Below are 18065 nucleotides of genomic sequence, written 5' to 3' on the forward strand. Positions count from 1 at the left end.
GTGTTCGGACGTCGTCGCAAGCGAGACGCAAAGCCCGAGGACGCGGTCGAGGCGACCGCCGACGAGACTCCGGACGAGGACGAGGTGCGCCGGGTCAGGCTGGAGCCGGCACCGCGCCCCGACGGCCCCTGGGACGTGAGCGAGGTGTCCAAGCCGGCCGAGGGCCGGGTGGACCTCGGCGGGCTCTTCGTTCCCGGCGTCCAGGGCATGGAGCTTCGGGTCGAGGTGGCCGGCGACGCGATCGTCGCCGCCACCGTGGTGCTCAAGGACAGTGCGGTGCAGCTCCAGGCCTTCGCCGCGCCCCGGCGCGAGGGCATCTGGGCCGAGGTGCGCGAGGAGATCGCCAGCGGCATCACCGGGCAGGGCGGCGCGATCGAGGAGATCGAGGGCCCGCTCGGCTGGGAGCTGCGGGCCCGGGTGCCCGTCAAGCTGCCCGACGGCAAGCAGGGCACCCAGGTGGTGCGCTTCGTCGGCGTGGACGGCCCCCGCTGGTTCCTGCGCGGGGTGATCTCCGGGCAGGGCGCGGTGCAGCCGAAGACCGCCGGGCTGCTGGAGCAGATCTTCCAGGACACGGTCGTGGTGCGCGGCGAGGGACCGATGGCGCCCAGGGACCCGATCGTCCTGAAGCTCCCCGACGACGCCCAGATGGTGCCGGACGGCGTCAAGAAGGAGCAGGCCGCCTCGGGCGACGAGGCGCAGGTCTCCCGGTTCGCCGGCGGCCTGGACAAGCTGCGGCGCGGCCCGGAGATCTCCGAGGTCCGCTGAACCGCGGCTGAACCACCGCTGACACCACCGCATCGGCGCGGGCCCCGGCGTTCGGGGCCCGCGCCGTCGCCGTGGTCGGCGGCGCCGGTGTGACGGCCGGGCCGCGCGGGTACCCGGGCGCGGTCCGTCCGTTCCGGAGGCCGCCCATGAGCAGAGCACGGCACGCCCGCACCGGCACCGAGCCGATCACGGCGCTCAGCGCGCTGCGGCTGCGGCTGCTCCTGTCGGTCATCTTCACCCCGCTCTTCGTCGCCGGCGCCGTGGTGTTCGGCGTCTGGTGGGGGCGGGCCGAGCCGGGCGACGCCGTCGGCCCGGACGCCCTGCGGGTGATCACCCTGATCTGCGCGGTCGCCGCCGTTCTCGCGCTGATCGACCTGGTGGTCGTGGTGCGCCGCCGCCGGCGGGCGGCCCGGCGCCCCGCCGAACGCGACCGCTGACCGGGGCGGCGGACGGCGGGGGGACGGGGGCCCCGCGAAAGCGACGACAATGGGTCCATGTCACGCCGTGGTGAACTACGGATCTATCTCGGGGCGGCCCCCGGGGTCGGCAAGACCTACGCCATGCTCTCGGAGGCGCACCGAAGGGTCGAACGCGGCACCGACCTGGTGATCGGCCTGGTCGAGCACCACGGCCGGCCCCGAACGGTCGCCCTGCTCGAGGGACTTGAGCAGGTGCCCCGGCTGCGGCTGGCGGGCGGGGACGGGACGGCGGCGGTCACCGAGATGGACACCGAGGCCGTGCTGCGCCGCCGCCCGGCCGTGGCGCTGGTGGACGAGCTGGCCCACACCAACGCACCGGGCGCCCGGCACGAGAAGCGCTGGGAGGACATCGAGGAGCTGTTGGCCGCCGGGATCGACGTCATCTCCACGGTCAACATCCAGGACCTCGCCTCGCTCGGCGACGTGGTGGAGTCCATCACCGGCGTCGAACAGCGCGAGACCGTCCCGGACGAGGTGGTGCGCAGCGCCGAGCAGATCGAGCTGGTCGACATCACCCCCGAGGCGCTGCGGCGCCGGCTGGCGCACGGCAACATCTACGCCCCGGACACGATCGACGCCGCGCTCTCGCACTACTTCCGGCCGGGCAACCTCACCGCGCTCCGCGAGCTGGCGCTGCTGTGGACGGCCGACCGGGTGGACGACTACCTGCGGCGCTACCGCACCGAGCACGGCATACGGTCCACCTGGCACGCGCGGGAGCGGATCGTCGTCGGGCTCACCGGCGGCCCCGAGGGCAGCACCCTGCTGCGGCGGGCGGCCCGGATGGCGGCCAAGAGTTCGGGCGCCGAGATCCTCGCCGTTTACATCTCCCGTTCCGGGCGGCTCAGTTCGGCCTCGCCCAGGGAGCTGGCCGACCAGCGGACCCTGGTGGAGGAGCTGGGCGGCACGTTCCACCATGTGATCGGCGAGGACGTGCCCACGGCGCTGCTGGACTTCGCCAGGGCCGCCAACGCCAACCAGATCGTGCTGGGCTCCAGCCGCCGCAAGCCGTGGCAGTACGTCTTCGGCCCCGGCGTCGGCGCGACGGTCGCCAGGGAGGCGGGGCCTGACCTGGACGTGCACCTGGTGACCCACGACGAGGTCGCCAAGGGCCGGGGGCTGCCCGCCGCGCACGGCGCGCGGCTGGGCCGGGCCAGGGTGCTCACCGGCTGGCTGCTGGGCCTGGGCGGGCCCGTGCTGCTGGCGGCGCTGCTGGACGCGCCCGAGCCGGGCGCCGAGTTCTCCAGCGACGTGCTGCTGTGCCTGTCGTTCACGGTGCTGGCGGCGCTGACCGGCGGCTTCCTGCCGGGCCTGGTCTCGGCGGCCGTCGGCTCGCTGCTGTTGAACTACTACTTCGCCAACCCGGTCGGCCAGTGGACCATCGCGGAGGGGCACAGCATCGTCGCCATCGTGGTCTTCTTCGCCATAGCGACCTCCGTCGCCACCGTCGTGGACCGCTCGGCGCGGCGCACCCAGCAGGCCGCGCGGCTGCGCGCCGAGTCGGAGACGTTGACGCTGCTGGCCGGCAGCGTGCTGCGGGGCGAGGACACCCTGGCGGCGCTGCTGGAGCGGGCCAGGGAGACCTTCGGCATGGACGCCGCCGCGCTGCTCCAGCGCGGCGGCGAGGACCGCCGCTGGTCCTGCGTCGGCAGCGTCGCCGCCCGGGACGACGTGTGCCCGCCGCAGGTGCCCACGGACGCCGATGTGGACGTGCCGGTCGGCGACCACACCATGCTGGCGCTGACCGGGCGGGTGCTGCCGGCCGAGGACCGGCGGATGCTGGCCGCGTTCGCCGCGCAGGCCGCCGCGATCCTGGACCGGCAGCGCCTGAAGGAGGAGGCGGTGCGCGCCCACAAGCTGGCCGAGGGCAACCGCATCCGCACCGCGCTGCTGGCCGCCGTCTCGCACGACCTGCGCACCCCGCTGGCCGCGATCAAGGCCAGCGTCTCCTCGCTCCGCTCCGACGACGTGGCGTGGTCGCCCGAGGACGAGGCCGACCTGCTGGAGAGCATCGAGGAGGGCGCCGACCGCCTCGACCAGCTCGTCGGGAACCTGCTGGACATGTCGCGCCTCCAGACCGGCACCGTGGAGCCGCTGATCCGGGAGATCGACCTGGACGAGGTGGTGCCGGGCGCGCTCGGCGGCATCGCCGAGGACAGCGTGGTGCTGGACATACCGGAGTCGCTGCCGTTCGTCGCCGCCGACCCCGGGCTGCTGGAGCGGGCGGTGGCCAACGTGGTGGAGAACGCCGTCAAGTACAGCCCCGAGGACCAGCGGGTGCTGGTGCGGGCCAGCACCCTGGGCAACCGGGTCGAACTGCGCGTGGTGGACCGGGGGCCCGGCGTTCCCGCCAGCCACCGGGGGCGGATCTTCGAGCCGTTCCAGCGCCACGGCGACACCCCCAGGGGCAACGGGGTCGGCCTGGGCCTGGCCGTCGCCCGCGGATTCACCGAGGCCATGCACGGCACGCTGGACGCCGAGGACACCCCCGGCGGCGGGCTGACGATGGTGCTCACCCTGCCGACCGCGAGGGTCGCGGCGGCCGAACCGGAAGGAACGACAGCCCATGCACCGGGTGCTCGTGGTTGATGACGAGCCGCAGATTCTCCGCGCGTTGGTGATCAACCTCAAGGCGCGCGGCTACCAGGTGGACACGGCGGCCGACGGTTCGACCGCGCTGCGGGTGGCGGCCGCCAGTCACCCCGACGTGATCATCCTCGACCTCGGCCTGCCCGACATGGACGGGGTGCAGGTCATCACCCGCGTGCGGGGCTGGACCAGGACGCCGATCATCGTGCTCTCCGCGCGGCAGACGTCCGACGAGAAGGTGAAGGCGCTGGACGCCGGCGCCGACGACTACGTCACCAAGCCCTTCGGGATGGACGAGCTGCTGGCCCGGCTGCGGGCGGCCGTGCGCCGGCTCGACCCGGTGGCCGTCGAGCAGGAGCCGGTGGTGGAGACGGGCGGCTTCACCGTGGACCTCGCGGCGAGGAAGGTGCAGCGCGAGGGGCACGACGTGCGGCTGACGCCCACCGAGTGGCACCTGCTGGAGGTCCTCATCCGCAACAGCGGGAAGCTGGTCAGTCACAAGCAGCTGCTGCTGGAGGTCTGGGGCCCCACCCATCTGACGGAGACCAACTACCTGCGGGTCTACATGGCGCAGCTGCGCCGGAAGCTGGAGGCCGACCCGGCGCACCCGCGCCATCTGGTCACCGAGGCGGGGATGGGTTACCGCTTCGAGCCGTGAGTGTCGGGGGGCCACGTTACGCTGAAGGCATGACTGCGGATGGCCGCGCGGCAAAGCGCGGCGGGCGCCTGTGGCGCCTGCTGGGTCGCCCCGGGGCGGGCGAGCCCGGCGAGGACCTGGCGGCGGACCCCGCCGCCGCGCCCTGCACCAGGATCGGCGACTGCGCGAGGGCCGCCGGCCGCCCGGTGGTGCGGGTCACCGGCACCCTGCGGGAGGTGCGGGAGCGGAGCGTGGCCGGGATGCCGGCGCTGGAGGCCAGGCTGGACGACGGCAGCGCCTCGTTGCACGTGGTGTGGTTGGGCAGGCGGGCGATAGCCGGGGTGGAACCGGGCCGCGAGATGGTCGCCTCCGGGCGGATCGCCGTGACAGACGGCAAGGCGGTGCTGTTCAATCCCCGATACCAACTTCAGGCCCGTGGACAGGAGTAGCCGGGTGACCTCACCTGACAACCGCACCGCCGACCAGACGCCGGACGAGGCCGCCACCAGGGAGGCGTTCTTCGAAGCCTTCGGCGGGGTGCGCGGGATGGTGGAGACCACCGTGCCGGGGCTGGTCTTCGTGTTGATCTTCACCATCACCCGGGAGATCAACCCGTCGGCGATCGGCGCGGTAAGCCTCTCCGCCGCGATGGCCGTCGCCCGGCTGGTGCGGCGGGACAGCGTCAAGCACGCGCTCAGCGGGGTCTTCGGCGTCGCCTTCGGCGCGGCCTTCGCGATGATCTCGGGCGACGCGAAGAACTTCTACCTGCCCGGCATGGTCTACACGCTCTGCCTGAGCGTCGCCTACCTGCTGAGCGCTGCGGTCGGCTGGCCGCTGCTGGGGCTGCTGCTCGGCCCGATCTTCCGGGAGAACCTCTCCTGGCGCACCAGGAACCCGGGCCGCAAGCGGGCCTATGTGAAGTCCAGCTATGTCTGGGGCGGCATCCTGCTGGCCAAGTCCGCGATCACCTTCCCGATCTACTTCTGGGGCGACGCCACCCAACTGGGCTGGCTGCGCGTCGCGTTGGGCATCCCGCCGTTCCTGATCGCGGTCTACTTCACCTGGATCATCCTGGTGAAGGCGCCGGCGCCGATCGATGTGATCGCCGAGTGGGAGGCCCGCGAGGCGGCGAAGGAGGCCGCGAAGGACGGCGGCGGCGCCGCGTCGCCGGCCCCAGGGGACGAGGGCGAGCCGGACGGACGCTGCGAGCCGGCGGCCCGGCGCTCGGGGCAGGACCCGCTGCCCAGCGCCGGCACCGAGGGCTGAGCGCCCGCCGCCGCCGTTCCCCCCTCACGGCTTCCGCTGCGGCTTCTCCTGCGGCCGGACGGTCAACAGCCGCTCCAGCTCGGCCTCCTGGCTGCCGGCGGCGACGAACAGCAGCTCGTCCCCGGCGGCCAGCGCGTCGTCCGGGTCGGGGACCATCACCCGGCTGCCCCGGATGATGGTGACCAGCGCGGTGTCCTGCGGCCAGGCCACCTCGCCGACCCTGGTGCCGGCCAGGGCGGCGCCCTCGGGGAGGGTCAGCTCCACCAGGTTGGCCTCGCCCTGGCTGAACCGCATCAGCCGGACCAGGTCCCCGACGCTGACGGCCTCCTCCACCAGCGCCGACATCAGCCGGGGCGTGGAGACGGCGACGTCGACGCCCCAGGCGTCGTTGAAGAGCCATTCGTTGGCCGGGTGGTTGACCCGGGCGACCACCCGGGGGACGCCGTACTCCGTCTTGGCGAGGAGCGAGACCACCAGGTTGACCTTGTCGTCGCCGCTGGCGGCGATCACCACCTGGCAGCGCTCCAGCGCGGCCTCGTCGAGGCTGGTGATCTCGCAGGCGTCGGCCAGCAGCCACTCCGCCTCCGGCACCCGCTCGACGGAGACCTTGGTCGGGTCCTTGTCGATCAGCAGGACCTCGTGCCCGTTCTCCAGCAGCTCGGCGGCCACCGAGCGGCCCACCGCTCCCGCTCCCGCGATCACGACGCGCATCCGGCCGCCTCCCTCGTCGTCGCGCCCGGCGCCCCGGGCCTCCTCCCGTTCACCGGGGCTCGGGCCCGCGCACGCAGGCCGCCTCCACGTCGGCGACCTGGTCCCGGTACATCAACACCTGCACCAGGTCGCCCTCCTGGAGCACCATGCCGGCCGTCGGCAGGGCGGCCTCGCCCAGCCGGGTCAGGAACGCGACCCGCGCGCCCGTCGCCTCCTGGAAGCGGCTGACCCTGTGGCCCATCCAGGACGGCGCGAGGGTCACCTCCGACAGCAGCACCTCGCCGGTCGGGTCGCGCCACAGCGGCTCGGCGCCCGAGGGCAGCAGGCGGCGCACCATCTGGTCGGCGGTCCACCGGACGCTGGCGACGGTCGGGATGCCGAACCGCTCGTAGACCTCGGCCCGGCGCGAGTCGTAGATGCGGGCCGTGACATGGCGCACGCCGAACACCTCGCGGGCCACCCGGGCCGCGATGATGTTGGAGTTGTCGCCGCTGCTGACGGCGGCGAAGGCCCCCGCCTCCGGCAGGCCGGCCTCGACCAGGGTGTCCCGGTCGAAGCCGAGACCGGTCACGCGGCGGCCGGCGAACTGGGAGCCGAGGCGGCGGAAGGCCGTCGGGTCCTTGTCGATGACGGCGACCGAGTGCCCGCGCTCCTCCAGCTCGTGCGCCAGGGTCGCCCCGACCCGGCCACAGCCCAAGATCACGATGTGCATAGGTCTCCTTCGCGCTGGCCACGCTACCGGCTGGCGGCATCCGTCGCCGCGAGCGGCCCGGGCCCGGTGGGCGTAAGCCTGCCATGGGCGGCCGTAGACTTGACGGCCGCTGTCGCGTTTCCGATTCTCGCCGGCCGCGCAGCCCGTTTCCCGCCATCACGGCACCCGTTGTGCCAGACCCCTGGAGCCGCACCACCATGGCCACCGAACCAGCGTCCAGCAAGGCGGCCTCCCTGGTCGGCCAGGAGTACGAGGTCGAGGTGGGTCCCGTCGCACACGGGGGGCACTGCGTGGCCAGGACCGAGGAGGGGCGGGTGCTCTTCGTCCGGCACACCCTGCCGGGGGAGCGGGTCGTCGCCCGGGTGACCGAGGGCAGCCAGGACGCGCGCTATCTGCGGGCGGACGCGGTGCGGGTGCTGAGCGCGAGCCGGGACCGGGTGCCCGCGCCCTGCCCGTTCTCGGGGCCGGGGCGCTGTGGCGGCTGTGACTGGCAGCATGTGAAGCCGGGCGCCCAGCGGCGGTTGAAGGCCGAGGTGCTGACCGAGCAGCTGGCGCAGCTGGCCGGGCTGACCCCGGAGGAGGCCGGCTGGGACGGCACGGTGGAGCCGGCGCCCGGCGACAAGGTGGCGCCGGGTGAGGTGCCGGCCTGGCGGACCCGGGTGCAGTACGCGGTGGACGAGGAGGGGCGCGCGGGGCTGCGTCGGCACCGTTCCCACGAGGTGGAGCCGGTCGACCGCTGTCTGATCGCCGCCGATGGCGTCTCGGAGCTGGGCGTGGAACGCCGGGAGTGGCCGGGGATGGCCACGGTCGACGTGGCGGCCGCGACCGGCTCCCACGACCGGCTGGTGGTGCTCACGCCCCGGCCCGAACGGCGGCTGCCGCTGGTCGAGTTGGACCGGCCGGTGTCGGTGATGCGGGCCGAGCCGACGAAGGGGCGCGGCGGGGAGCCGCCGCTGCACCGGGTGCACGGGCGGGCGTTCGTGCGGGAGCGGGCCGACGAGCACACCTGGCGGGTGAGCGGCGGCGGCTTCTGGCAGGGGCACACCAAGGCCGCCGAGCTGCTGGTGGACGCGGTGATGCGCGGGCTGATCCCCCGGCGCGGCGAGACGGCGCTCGACCTCTACTGCGGGGTCGGCCTGTTCGCCGGCGCGCTGGCGAAGCGGCTGGGCGAGAAGGGCGCGGTGCTGGGCGTCGAGGCCTCGGGCCGGGCGGTGCGCGACGCGCGGCACAACCTCGCGGAGTATCCCCGGGTGCGGGTCGAGCAGGGGCCGGTGGCCCGGGTGCTGCCGGCGACCGGCATCACGGAGGCCGACCTGGTCGTCCTCGACCCGCCGAGGGCGGGCGCGGGCGGCGGGGTGGTCCGCCAGGTCGCGGCGCTGGGGCCGCGCCGGATCGCGTATGTCGCCTGCGACCCGGCGGCGCTCGCCCGCGACCTGCGCCACTTCGCCGGGGCCGGGTATGTGCCGCGCTTCATGCGGGCGTTCGACCTGTTCCCGGTGACCCACCACCTGGAGTGCGTGGCGATCCTCCAGCCGGTGGCGCGGCGGGACTGAGGGGGAACGGCCCCGGCCCGCTCGAAGCTGTGTCGGTCCTGGTACATGTGTTAGCTTCGGTACATGTCCATGAAGCGCACCAACGTCTATGCGGACCCGGAGGACCTCGCCATCATCAGGGAGGCGGCCCGGCGGCGGGGCGTTAGCGAGGCCGAGATCATCCGCGAGGGCATCCATCTGGCGGCCATGGCCAACCGGACCTGGGACGAGCCCCTCTTCTCCCGCACCTTCGAGGGGACCGGGCGCACGCCCACCAGAAGCGACGTGCGCGACGCCGTCGCCGACGCCGTGCGCCGCGAGGCCGGAGACGAGCCCACCAGGTGATCATCGTCGTCGCGGACACCTCGGGCCTTCTCGCGGCGCTCGACAGCGCCCATCCCGAACACCGGGCGGCCAACGAGGCGATCATGGTCGCCGGGCTCCTGGTGATGTCCCCCCTGCTGCTCTCCGAACTCGATCACGTCGCCACCCGCGAACTCGGCCGGGAGGCCGCCCTCAGCGCGGTCGACGACATCCGCCGCTGGCTGCGTGCGGGGCGCGTCACGATCCCCCAGGTCACGGACGAACACCTGGGCGCCGCGCAGTCCGTGCGGGCTCGCTACCGCGATCTTGACCTGGACCTCGCGGACGCCGTGAATGTCGCTCTCGCCACGGACTACGACACGGATGCCGTGCTCACCCTCGACCGGCGTGACTTCAGGGCCGTGCGCCCCCTGAGCCGTCACAAGGCGTTTCGCCTGTTGCCCGACGACCTTCCGGTGTGATGTCGGCGGCGGGCGGCCGCCGACCGCTCGTCTGGCATGTTCCGATGTCCTGGTTTCGCCCGCGATTGTCAGCGCTGTCCTCTACCGTGGTCTGCCAGATGACGTCGAGGCCGTTGGGGAGGAGGCCGACCGGGGGTGCGCAGGGTTCCGCCGGAGATGTTCCGGTTCGCCACGGTGGAGCGATCCGACCTGTACGGCGCGCTGCTTGAGGCGTTCGGGGTGGCCGGCGAGCATCTGGAGACGGCACTCGGATTCGACGCCGTGCGCGAACGGCTGCGTACCGTTGGCTGGTTGGCGGCGGTCGAGGACGAGGAGCTGTACGAGGCGCTGCGGCAGTTGGTGGCGTGGGAGCTGCTGGACGTCGTCCACAACCACGCGGAGAACTACCGGACGGCCGAGGAGTACGAGCGACGCAATCTCCAGTACTCGCTGACCCGACGTGGCGAGGCCGCCCTCGCCGGGGTGCGGCACGCCCTGGAGGTCCTGGCTTCCACGGGGGCCCTACAGACGGCGGTGCTGGAGGCGATCGCCGACCGCCTCGACGAGCTGTGTGTCCTGGCCGACGAGCCGGCCACGGCCGATCGCCGGATCTTCAGCACCCTGCGGGAGTTGGAGGGGCATCTGGAGGCCCTGGTGGAGAACACCAGGGCGTTCAACGGCGAGTTGCAGCGTCTGCTGCGGGCCGAGGGCGCGGACCTGGAGGTGTTTCGTGAGGTCAAGGCCGCGACCGTCGCCTATCTGAGGGAGTTCCTGGTCAACCTCGACCGTCGGGCGCAGGCGGTCGCTGATGCCGTGTCCCGGGTGGAGCGGTGCGGGATCGTCGGCCTGCGCGAGCGTGCCCTGCGCGGAGCCGAGTTGCCGCCGTCGGCCGGCGGCGACCCGGCGGCCGGCTGGCTGGAGAGCCGCCGGGCGCGCTGGGCCGGTCTGCGGGCGTGGTTCCTGCCGGAGGACGGGGCCCGGCCCCGGATCGACCAACTGCACGACATCGCCCGGCGAGCCATCGTCTCGCTGATGCGGGTGCTGGAGCGGATCAACGAGTCCCGTCGCCGTTCCTCAAGCGCCGTGCGGGACTTTCGGGAGCTGGCCCGCTGGTTCGCCGCCGCGCCCGGCGAGGAGGATCTCCACCGGCTGTGGTCGGCCGCGTTCGGGCTGGGCGCGGCGCGGCACGCGCATCTGGCCCACCCCGACCCCGAGTTGATACCGCCCTCGCTGCCCTGGGCGCAGGCGCCGCCGGTGGCGGTCTCGGCGCTGCTGCGGACCAGCGGCAGAACGGAGCGGTTCACCCGCACGGGCCGGGTGCGGGATGTCGCGGCGGTCAGGGCCGAACGGGCCGAGCGCGCCCGCGCGGAACGGGCGGCCCTCGCCCGAGCCTGGCGGGAGTTGGTGACGGAGGGCGCCGTCCGCCTGTCGTCCTTCGGCGCGCTGGACCCGGGGGTGTTCCAGCTGCTGCTCGACCTGTTGGGCCGGGCCCTGTCGGCGCGGCCGGACTCCGAGGGGCTGCGGCGCGCCGTGACGGGCGACGGGGAGGTGGAGATCGTCCTGTCCCCGCCGCCGGACGACCGCACCGCCGTGCTGCACACCACGGAGGGTTCGCTGGCCGGCCCCGACTATGTGGTCCGGATCGGCGTGGCGGGCGGAGCGGACGCCTTCCCCTCGCCGGGTTCGGGACGGCGGGGGGCCCTGGGATGAGCAAACTCACCAACCAACTCGCCGCCGCCGAGGCGGGCGAGGTCGCGCGCGGCATTCGGCTGCTGCTGGCGCGCCCGCTGCTCACCGCCGAGGCCGACCCGGCGGGCTTCGACCTGGTGCGCAGGCGTCATCCCACGATCGCCCGGTGGTTCGACTACGCCTGCGGCTGGAGCCTGCTGGTCGAGCCCCGGCGCGGGTACGCGCGCCTGGCCAAGGTCCGCGCGGGCGTGGATGGTTCGCGGCCGGCCCGCAGGACCCGCTCGGGCCGGGCGGCCTTCGACCGGAGGCGCTATGTGCTGCTGTGCGTGGTTTCGGCCGAGCTGCTGTCGATGCCCGTGACGACCATCGGTCTGCTCGCCGACCGTGTCGTGCGGGCCACGGCGACGGATCGGGCGCTGCCGTCCTTCGCGCCGGTCGACCGGCGCGAACGGATGGCTTTTGTCGACGTTCTGAAGCTGCTGGAGTCCTACGGCGTGGTGCGGGCCGTGGACGGGGCGACCGACGCGTATGTCGAGTCGGCGGAGGCCAAGGTGCTCTACCGGGTCGACACCACCCTGCTGATGCGGCTGCCCACCGCGCCGGTCGGCGCCTCCCGGCTGGCCGTGCCTCCCGAAGAGGTTCCCGCGCGGTTCGGCGAACTCCTGGCCGGACTGACCCGGGAGCCGCGCTACGGCGCCGCTCCCGAGCCGGCGGCCGGCGGCCCGGAGGAGGAGGTGCGGACCGAGACCGCCGTCACGGCCGCGCAGCGGAATCTGCGGCTGCGCCACTCGGTGCTGCGTCGCCTCTTCGACGAGCCCGTGCTGTACCGGGACGACCTCTCCGAGGAGGAGCTGGCGTATGTCACCTCCCCGAGCGGGCGCCAGCTCCTGCTGCGGATGGTGGGGCAGGCGGGCTTCCTGCTGGAGGAGCGCGCGGAGGGGTTTCTGCTGGTCGACCCGGAGGCGGTGGCCACCGATCAGCGCTTCCCCGACGACTCCTCCACGGCGCGGGTTGCCGCGCTGCTGCTGCTTGAGCCGCTGTGCGCGGCGCCCGCCGGGATGCTGCCCGAACAACTCAGGGCGTTCGGCACGGAGTTGCTGCGCCGTTTTCCGGGGTGGGCCAAGGCGTACCGGTCCGAGGAGGGCGCCGAACGGCTCATGCGTGACGCGGTGCGCGTCCTGCGGCACGCCGGGTTGCTCAGGGAGGCGGGCGATCGGGTCGTCGCGCGTCCGGCCGCCTTCCGCTACCGCGTTGCCGATCCGGCCGGCGGGGGCGTGGACGAGGAACGCGGCGGCGAACGCGCGCGCCCGGACGAGACAGCGGCCGACGGGACCTGGCCCGGCCCCACGCAGAAGGGAGACACGGCATGAGCGTGACGGAGCTTCCGCTGCCGCGCCGGCAGGGGGCGACCGGGCCGCAGCTCGCCCCGGCGGGACCCGGGGGCGCCGACGTGGGCCGCTGGCGTCCCCATCGCGCGGGCATCCTCAACGTCTGGCGTTACTACGACGAGGTCTTCACCTTTCACCGGGGGCGGCTGCTGCTCCGTGGCCAGAACGGCTCGGGCAAGTCGAAGGCGTTGGAGCTGCTGCTGCCGTTCCTCTTCGACGCGAGCCTGCGTCCGCATCGGCTGTCCACGTTCGGCGGCTCCGAGCGCACCATGCACTGGAACCTGATGGGCGAGGGCGCCACCGGCAAGACCCGCGTCGGCTATGTCTGGATCGAGTTCGGTCGCGTGGACGAGGACGGCGCCGAGCGGTGGTTCGGCTGCGGGGCGCGCCTCCAGGCGAGCACGCACACCAGCGGCGTGCACGTCGACTACTTCACCACCGAGGCCCGCATCGGCTGGCCCGGGGGCGTGTTCCTCGTCAACGAGACCGGGCAGCCCCTCACCCGTGCCGCGCTCGCGGCGGCGCTCGGCGACCGAGGGGAGATGCACCCGTCGGCCGCCGAACACCGCACGGCCGTGCGCCGGACGCTCTTCGCCGGCATGGGGGAGCAGCGCTACGAGTCGCTGCTGTCCGCCCTGCTCCAACTGCGCCAGCCGAAACTCTCCGAACGGCTCGATCCCTCCCTCCTCTCCACACTGCTCTCGCGGGCGCTGCCGCCGCTGGGGGAGGGCGAGATCGCGGAACTCGCCGAAGGCTTCGAGAGGTTGGACCGCCAGCGTGAGTACCTCACGCGTCTTGACGACGAGGTGAAGGCGGCCGGTTCGGTGGCATCCCGGCAGCGTGACTACGCGCGGCGGGTGCTGCGCGCCGGCGCTGCCGCGTTGATCTCGGCGACCACCGACATGGACAACCTCACCCGCGTCGCCCGCCTCAGCGCGGAGCATCTGGAACGCGCGGAGGCGGAGCGCACGTCGACCGTGGTGCGCCGCCGGGAGCTGGCGGAGCGCGCGCACACGCTGGAAGAGACCATCGAGGGCCTGCGGGAGAGCGAGGCCTACCAGCGTGGCGCGGAGCTGGACCGGCTGCGTGGCCGCGTCGAGGACGCGACGGCCGCCGCCCGCGCGCGGCGCGCCAGGGCGCGGGCCGCCGGGAGCCGCGCCCAGGACGGCCGGCTGAGCGCCGAGCGGGCCGCGCTCCAGGCGCGCTCCCTCGACGCCCACGCCCGACAGGCCGCCGACGAGGCCCGCGCCACGGCCAGGGCGGCCGGCCTGGAGTCCGTCCACCACGAGGTCCGGACACTCCTCGCTGGCCCGGGCGCCCTGGCCGGCGGCCGGGGCGAGGAGACGCCGCCCCCGACCGGCACCGAAGCGGGTGGCAGCGGCGTGCCGGGCGAGCAACGGGCCGGCCGGGCACGCCAGTTGGCGCGCGGTGCGGCGGAGGCGCGGCGGCACCAGATCACCCAGGTCGGCGAGGTGCTGGACGGCCACGAGACGGCCGTGCGGGACCGCGAGGCCGCCGAGGAGGCGCTGGAGGTTTCCCGCACCCGGCTCACGGAGGCGATGGGCCGGCGCGACGAGGCGGTCGGCGCCCGGGACGAGGCGCTGGCCTCGCAGGCGGAACGGCTGCTCACCTGGGCCGCGTCCTGTGCCGAGCTGCGCTTCGCCGACCCGGACCAACTGGCCGACCTGGCCGACGCCGAGCCCGAGGTGCTGGCGCTGACGGAGGCCGTCGCCCGCCCGTTGGAGCGGGAGATCGCCACCGCCGAGGCCACCGTGGAGGCCGAACGGCGGGCACGGGCGGACGAGTTGGGCCGTGCGGAGGAGGAGATGCTGCGGCTGCGCCGGGAGAAGGACCTGCCGCCCACGCCTCCGCTCACCCGCACCACCGACCGGACGACGGTGCCGGGCGCCCCGCTGTGGCGGCTGGTGGCCTTCCGTGACGATGTCCCCGCTGCCGCGCGGGCCGGCGTCGAGGCGGCGTTGGAGGCGTCGGGGCTGCTGGACGCCTGGGTCTCTCCCGACGAGGGGATCGCGCTGCCCGGCCATGACACCCGGGTCGACGCGGCCCTGGCCGTGCCCGCGCCGGGGCCGAGCCTGTCGCAGGTGCTGCGCCCCGAGGAGGACGCTCCCGTGCCGGCCGAGATCGTGGCCCGTCTCCTGGCCGGCATCGCCTACGGCCCGCCGGCCACCGGCGACCACCCGGTGGCGGTGTCCGCCGACGGGTCCTGGCGCCTGGCGCTCGCCACCGGAACCTGGGCCAAGCCGGAGCCCGCCCACATCGGTGCCCTGGCTCGGCAACGCGCTCGGCAGCGCCGGATCGACGAACTGGCCGGCCGCGTCGATGAGATGCGCTCCGCCCTCGCCGCGCTCGACGACCAGTCGCGCGCGCTGGCCGCCCGCAGGGCTCGGCTGGACGCCGATCGTGCCGCGCGTCCCGACCACCGGGAGACGCAGGCCAGGGCCGACGAGCTGGCGCGCGCCGAGGAGCGCGTGGCCGCCAGGGACGACGCGGTGCGGGACGCGGCCACGCGTCTGGGCCGGGCCGAGGACGAGGTCGAGGCCGCCCTGCGGGCGCTCACCCACCGGGCCGTGGAGCACGGGCTGCCCACGGACCGTGGCCGGCTGCGCCAACTGTCCGGCGCCATCGACCGGTTCCGGGACGCCACCGACGCCTGGGTGGACGCCCACCTGGCCGCGCGTGCCGCCGCCGACACGGCGCGTCAGCTGGCGGGGCACGCGGAGCGCGCGCGGGGCGAAGCCGAGGAACAGGAGCGGGACGCGGACGAGGCCGAGAGCACGGCCACCGGGCTGGGCGCGCGCCTGGCGGCCGTGGCCGCGACCGTCGGGGAGGACTATCGACAGGTCGTCGCCCGGGTCGGCGAGGCACGCGACGAGCTGCGCCGCTGCCGGGAGGAGGCCGCCGCGGCAGAGGGCCTCCTGCTCCGTCTCCAGCACCGCATCGGGGAGTTGACGGCCACCAGCAGAGGGGACACCGAACGGCGGGAGTCGGCGGTCGCCACCCGGGACGAGGCGGCGCGACGGTTCCGCCACCTGTGCGCGACCGGGCTGGCCGAGGACGCCGGGTTCGCGGAGCGGCCCGGCGCCGAGGGCGGGGCCAGGGCCACCCTGGAGGCCGCCCGCGCCCTCGCCGCGCGCTGGTCCGACCTGCCGCACGCCCCGCGTCACCTCGGCGACGCCGCGACCCGCCTCTCCGAGGCGGTCCACGAGGCCCGCCAACGCCTCGGCGCCCGCGCCGACCTGGAGCTGGAGCCCGACGAGGACATCCAGCTCCTGACCGCCTCCCTGGACGGGGTGCGCGTCGGCGCGACGGGTCTGCTCGGCGCGCTCACCCAGGAGCGCGACCGGGGCCGCGACGACATCACGGCGGCCGAGCGCGGTCTGTTCGACCAGATCCTCACCGGCGACATCCGCCGCCACCTCGCGGCACGCATCCGTCGAGCCCACGAGCTGGTCGACCGGATGAACGGGCATCTGGAGCGGGTCCGAACCGCCTCCCAGGTCGCCGTGCGGCTCGTGTGGGACGTTCGCCCTGACCTGCCCGACGGCACCCGCGCGGCCCGTGAGCTGCTGCTGAAGGACCCCAGCCGGGCGACGGCTGCCGACCGGGAGGCCCTGCACGACTTCTTCCGCGCTCGTATCGAGGAGGCCAAGGCCGCCGACACGGCGACGAGTTGGGAGGAGCAGCTGGGCGAGGTGCTCGACTACACGGCCTGGCACCGGTTCACCGTCCGCCTGGACCGGGCGAACGGGGCCGGCTGGCAGCCGCTGACGAAGAAACTGCACGGCGCGCTCTCCGGCGGGGAGAAGGCCATCGCCCTCCACCTGCCGCTGTTCGCCGCCGTCGCGGCCCACTACGAGGCGGTTCCGCTGGCGCCTCGCCCGATCCTGCTGGACGAGGTCTTCGTCGGGGTGGACACCGTCAACCGGGGACAGATCTTCGCGCTGCTCACGGCGCTCGACCTGGACCTCGTGCTCACCTCGGACCACGAGTGGGGCACCTATCGGGAACTGCCGGGGATCGCGGTGCACCAGCTGCTGACCGGCGCCGGTGACGACGCCGTCACCAGCGCCCGCTTCGTCTGGAGCGGCAGCGACTGGGAGGAGGGATGACCTCCCCCAGTCCTGGGCGGGGCCAGGAGGGCGTGCACCGCCCGGAGTTGGCGCCGCTGTGGCGGGCGGTCCACGACCGTCTCTCCTCCGGCCGCCCCGTCAGCCGCGTGCGCGTCGGGCCCCTCGACGAGGCCCAGCGCGAGGCGCTGGCCGACCTGCTCGGCATGGAACGCCTCCCGGCCGTGCGGCCGTTCGTGCCGCTGGCCCGCCTGGAGGAGGCCGTCGGCGAACTCTCCGGGCGCACCGTGCGCGAGACCGTCCACGCGCTCCTCGGTCCCCTGGACGACCGCGCCGAGACCAGGCGCCGCCGGGAGGCCGAGCGAGCTGAGCTGTGGGCGTGGCTCGACGACCATCCCACCGTCCGCGCACAACCCGCGCTCGCCGCCTGGGCGGCGTCGTGCCGGGCGGCTGGCCTGGTCGATGGTTCACCGACCCGCACCCGGTCGCTCCTCACCGACGCGCTCACCGTTCTCGACGCCCTCCCCGCGCCCGCCGAGCCGCTGCCCGCCTTCGCCGCGCGCGTGCTGCGGGGAGACTCCCACGCGCTCGACGACGGCACCCGCCTCTCCTCCCTGGTCCTGCGCGCCCTGGCCGCCCTCCACGACGGCGACCCGCCCCGGTCGGCGGCGGAGCGGCGGGCCCAGTGGGCCCGCGTGGGCATCGCGGACGACGAGCTGTCCACCACCGTTCTCGTCGCGGGGCTGCGACCGCTCGGCGGCGGCGCACTCGCCCGCCTGGTGCGCCTGTGCGCCGACGCCGGGCAGGCGGCCAGCGTGACCCTTGCCCAACTGCGAGCCCCGGGCGAGTTCGCCACCGATGCCCGGGCGAAACCGGTGGTGTCCATCGTGGAGAACCCGAGCGTCCTGGCCCTGGCCGTCCGGCGCTTCGGCCCGCGCTGTCCGCCGCTCGTCTGCACGTCGGGCTGGCCGAACAGCGCGGTCCTGCTGCTGCTTCGGCTGCTCGCCGAGGGCGGCGCCGCCCTCCGGTACCACGGCGACTTCGACGGGGAGGGCATTCGCATCGCCGCCCACGTCCTGGCCAGAACCTCGGCCCGCCCCTGGCGCATGGCGGCCGCCGACTACCGGGCGGCGGTGGCTCGTGCCCCGCATGGTCCGCCGCCCGGCCGTCTCACCGAGGCACCGTGGGACCCCGAGCTGACCGACGCCATCGCCGAGCACAACGTCTCCATCGTCGAGGAGTTGGTGGCCGACTCGCTGCTGGCGGATCTCGCCGCCGCGGCCAGCGGCGACGGCCGTGCTCCCGGCCTCGACCTCGACGGCGTGGGTGGTGAGAAAGTCGGGCGAGCCTTTTCTCCGTTGAGCGGTCGTGCGACGATCTCACCTCGAACAGTGACGGAATGACGGGGGATGGCGACGTCGGCCGGTCTGGTCGACGGCATGGCT

General features: G+C 74.5%; 15 protein-coding genes. 13 read left to right on the forward strand and 2 right to left on the reverse strand.

Annotated elements, in window-relative coordinates; genetic code table 11:
* The 6 genes from FH609_RS09465 (at window position 1) to FH609_RS09490 (ending at window position 5736) form a co-directional block, all read left to right on the forward strand.
* Window positions 1–765, forward strand: coding sequence for a DUF3710 domain-containing protein (locus FH609_RS09465; protein WP_226961524.1), 765 nt, complete (start codon window positions 1–3; stop codon window positions 763–765).
* 146 nt (window positions 766–911) lie between these two features.
* Entirely contained in the window at window positions 912–1202 is a 291-nt protein-coding gene (locus tag FH609_RS09470) for a DUF6343 family protein (RefSeq protein ID WP_139666913.1), read from the forward strand.
* A gap of 57 nt (window positions 1203–1259) precedes the next feature.
* On the forward strand, window positions 1260–3833 hold the full coding sequence (locus FH609_RS09475) for an ATP-binding protein (protein WP_139666912.1): 2574 nt from the start codon (window positions 1260–1262) through the stop codon (window positions 3831–3833).
* Entirely contained in the window at window positions 3811–4491 is a 681-nt protein-coding gene (locus tag FH609_RS09480) for a response regulator (protein WP_139666911.1), read from the forward strand. Before FH609_RS09475 ends, FH609_RS09480 begins: the two co-directional genes overlap by 23 nt.
* A gap of 29 nt (window positions 4492–4520) precedes the next feature.
* Entirely contained in the window at window positions 4521–4919 is a 399-nt protein-coding gene (locus FH609_RS09485) for an OB-fold nucleic acid binding domain-containing protein (protein WP_139666910.1), read from the forward strand.
* A gap of 4 nt (window positions 4920–4923) precedes the next feature.
* Complete coding sequence (locus FH609_RS09490; RefSeq protein ID WP_226961525.1) at window positions 4924–5736, forward strand: DUF3159 domain-containing protein; 813 nt, start codon at window positions 4924–4926, stop codon at window positions 5734–5736.
* A 24-nt stretch (window positions 5737–5760) separates the two neighbouring features.
* On the opposite strand, the gene FH609_RS09495 is transcribed toward FH609_RS09490, so the two are convergent.
* A complete protein-coding gene (locus FH609_RS09495) occupies window positions 5761–6447 on the reverse strand; it encodes a potassium channel family protein (RefSeq protein WP_139666909.1) in 687 nt (228 codons plus the stop codon).
* Between the two features lie 49 nt (window positions 6448–6496).
* Window positions 6497–7159, reverse strand: coding sequence for a potassium channel family protein (locus tag FH609_RS09500; RefSeq protein ID WP_139666908.1), 663 nt, complete (start codon window positions 7157–7159; stop codon window positions 6497–6499).
* A 197-nt stretch (window positions 7160–7356) separates the two neighbouring features.
* Between FH609_RS09500 and FH609_RS09505 the strand changes: the two genes are divergently transcribed.
* The 7 genes from FH609_RS09505 to FH609_RS09535 all read left to right on the forward strand — a co-directional run bounded on the left by FH609_RS09505 (window position 7357) and on the right by FH609_RS09535 (window position 18023).
* Window positions 7357–8712, forward strand: coding sequence for a class I SAM-dependent RNA methyltransferase (locus FH609_RS09505; RefSeq protein ID WP_139666907.1), 1356 nt, complete (start codon window positions 7357–7359; stop codon window positions 8710–8712).
* 63 nt (window positions 8713–8775) lie between these two features.
* On the forward strand, window positions 8776–9036 hold the full coding sequence (locus FH609_RS09510) for a CopG family transcriptional regulator (protein WP_139666906.1): 261 nt from the start codon (window positions 8776–8778) through the stop codon (window positions 9034–9036).
* Window positions 9033–9476: a PIN domain-containing protein gene (locus FH609_RS09515; protein ID WP_139666905.1), complete on the forward strand. Its 444-nt coding sequence runs from the start codon at window positions 9033–9035 to the stop codon at window positions 9474–9476. Before FH609_RS09510 ends, FH609_RS09515 begins: the two co-directional genes overlap by 4 nt.
* Before the next feature lie 156 nt (window positions 9477–9632).
* Window positions 9633–11165: a TIGR02677 family protein gene (locus FH609_RS09520; RefSeq protein ID WP_193317844.1), complete on the forward strand. Its 1533-nt coding sequence runs from the start codon at window positions 9633–9635 to the stop codon at window positions 11163–11165.
* On the forward strand, window positions 11162–12514 hold the full coding sequence (locus FH609_RS09525; RefSeq protein ID WP_139666903.1) for a TIGR02678 family protein: 1353 nt from the start codon (window positions 11162–11164) through the stop codon (window positions 12512–12514). Before FH609_RS09520 ends, FH609_RS09525 begins: the two co-directional genes overlap by 4 nt.
* Window positions 12511–16662: a TIGR02680 family protein gene (locus tag FH609_RS09530; protein ID WP_139666902.1), complete on the forward strand. Its 4152-nt coding sequence runs from the start codon at window positions 12511–12513 to the stop codon at window positions 16660–16662. Before FH609_RS09525 ends, FH609_RS09530 begins: the two co-directional genes overlap by 4 nt.
* Window positions 16659–18023 carry a TIGR02679 family protein gene (locus tag FH609_RS09535; RefSeq protein WP_139666901.1) on the forward strand — a complete coding sequence of 455 codons (1365 nt, stop codon included), beginning with the start codon at window positions 16659–16661 and terminating at the stop codon, window positions 18021–18023. Before FH609_RS09530 ends, FH609_RS09535 begins: the two co-directional genes overlap by 4 nt.
* Window positions 18024–18065: the final 42 nt, after the last annotated feature.

Origin of the sequence: Streptomyces sp. 3MP-14 (genome assembly GCF_006334905.2) — a bacterium.
Classification (GTDB): domain Bacteria; phylum Actinomycetota; class Actinomycetes; order Streptomycetales; family Streptomycetaceae; genus Streptomyces; species Streptomyces triticirhizae.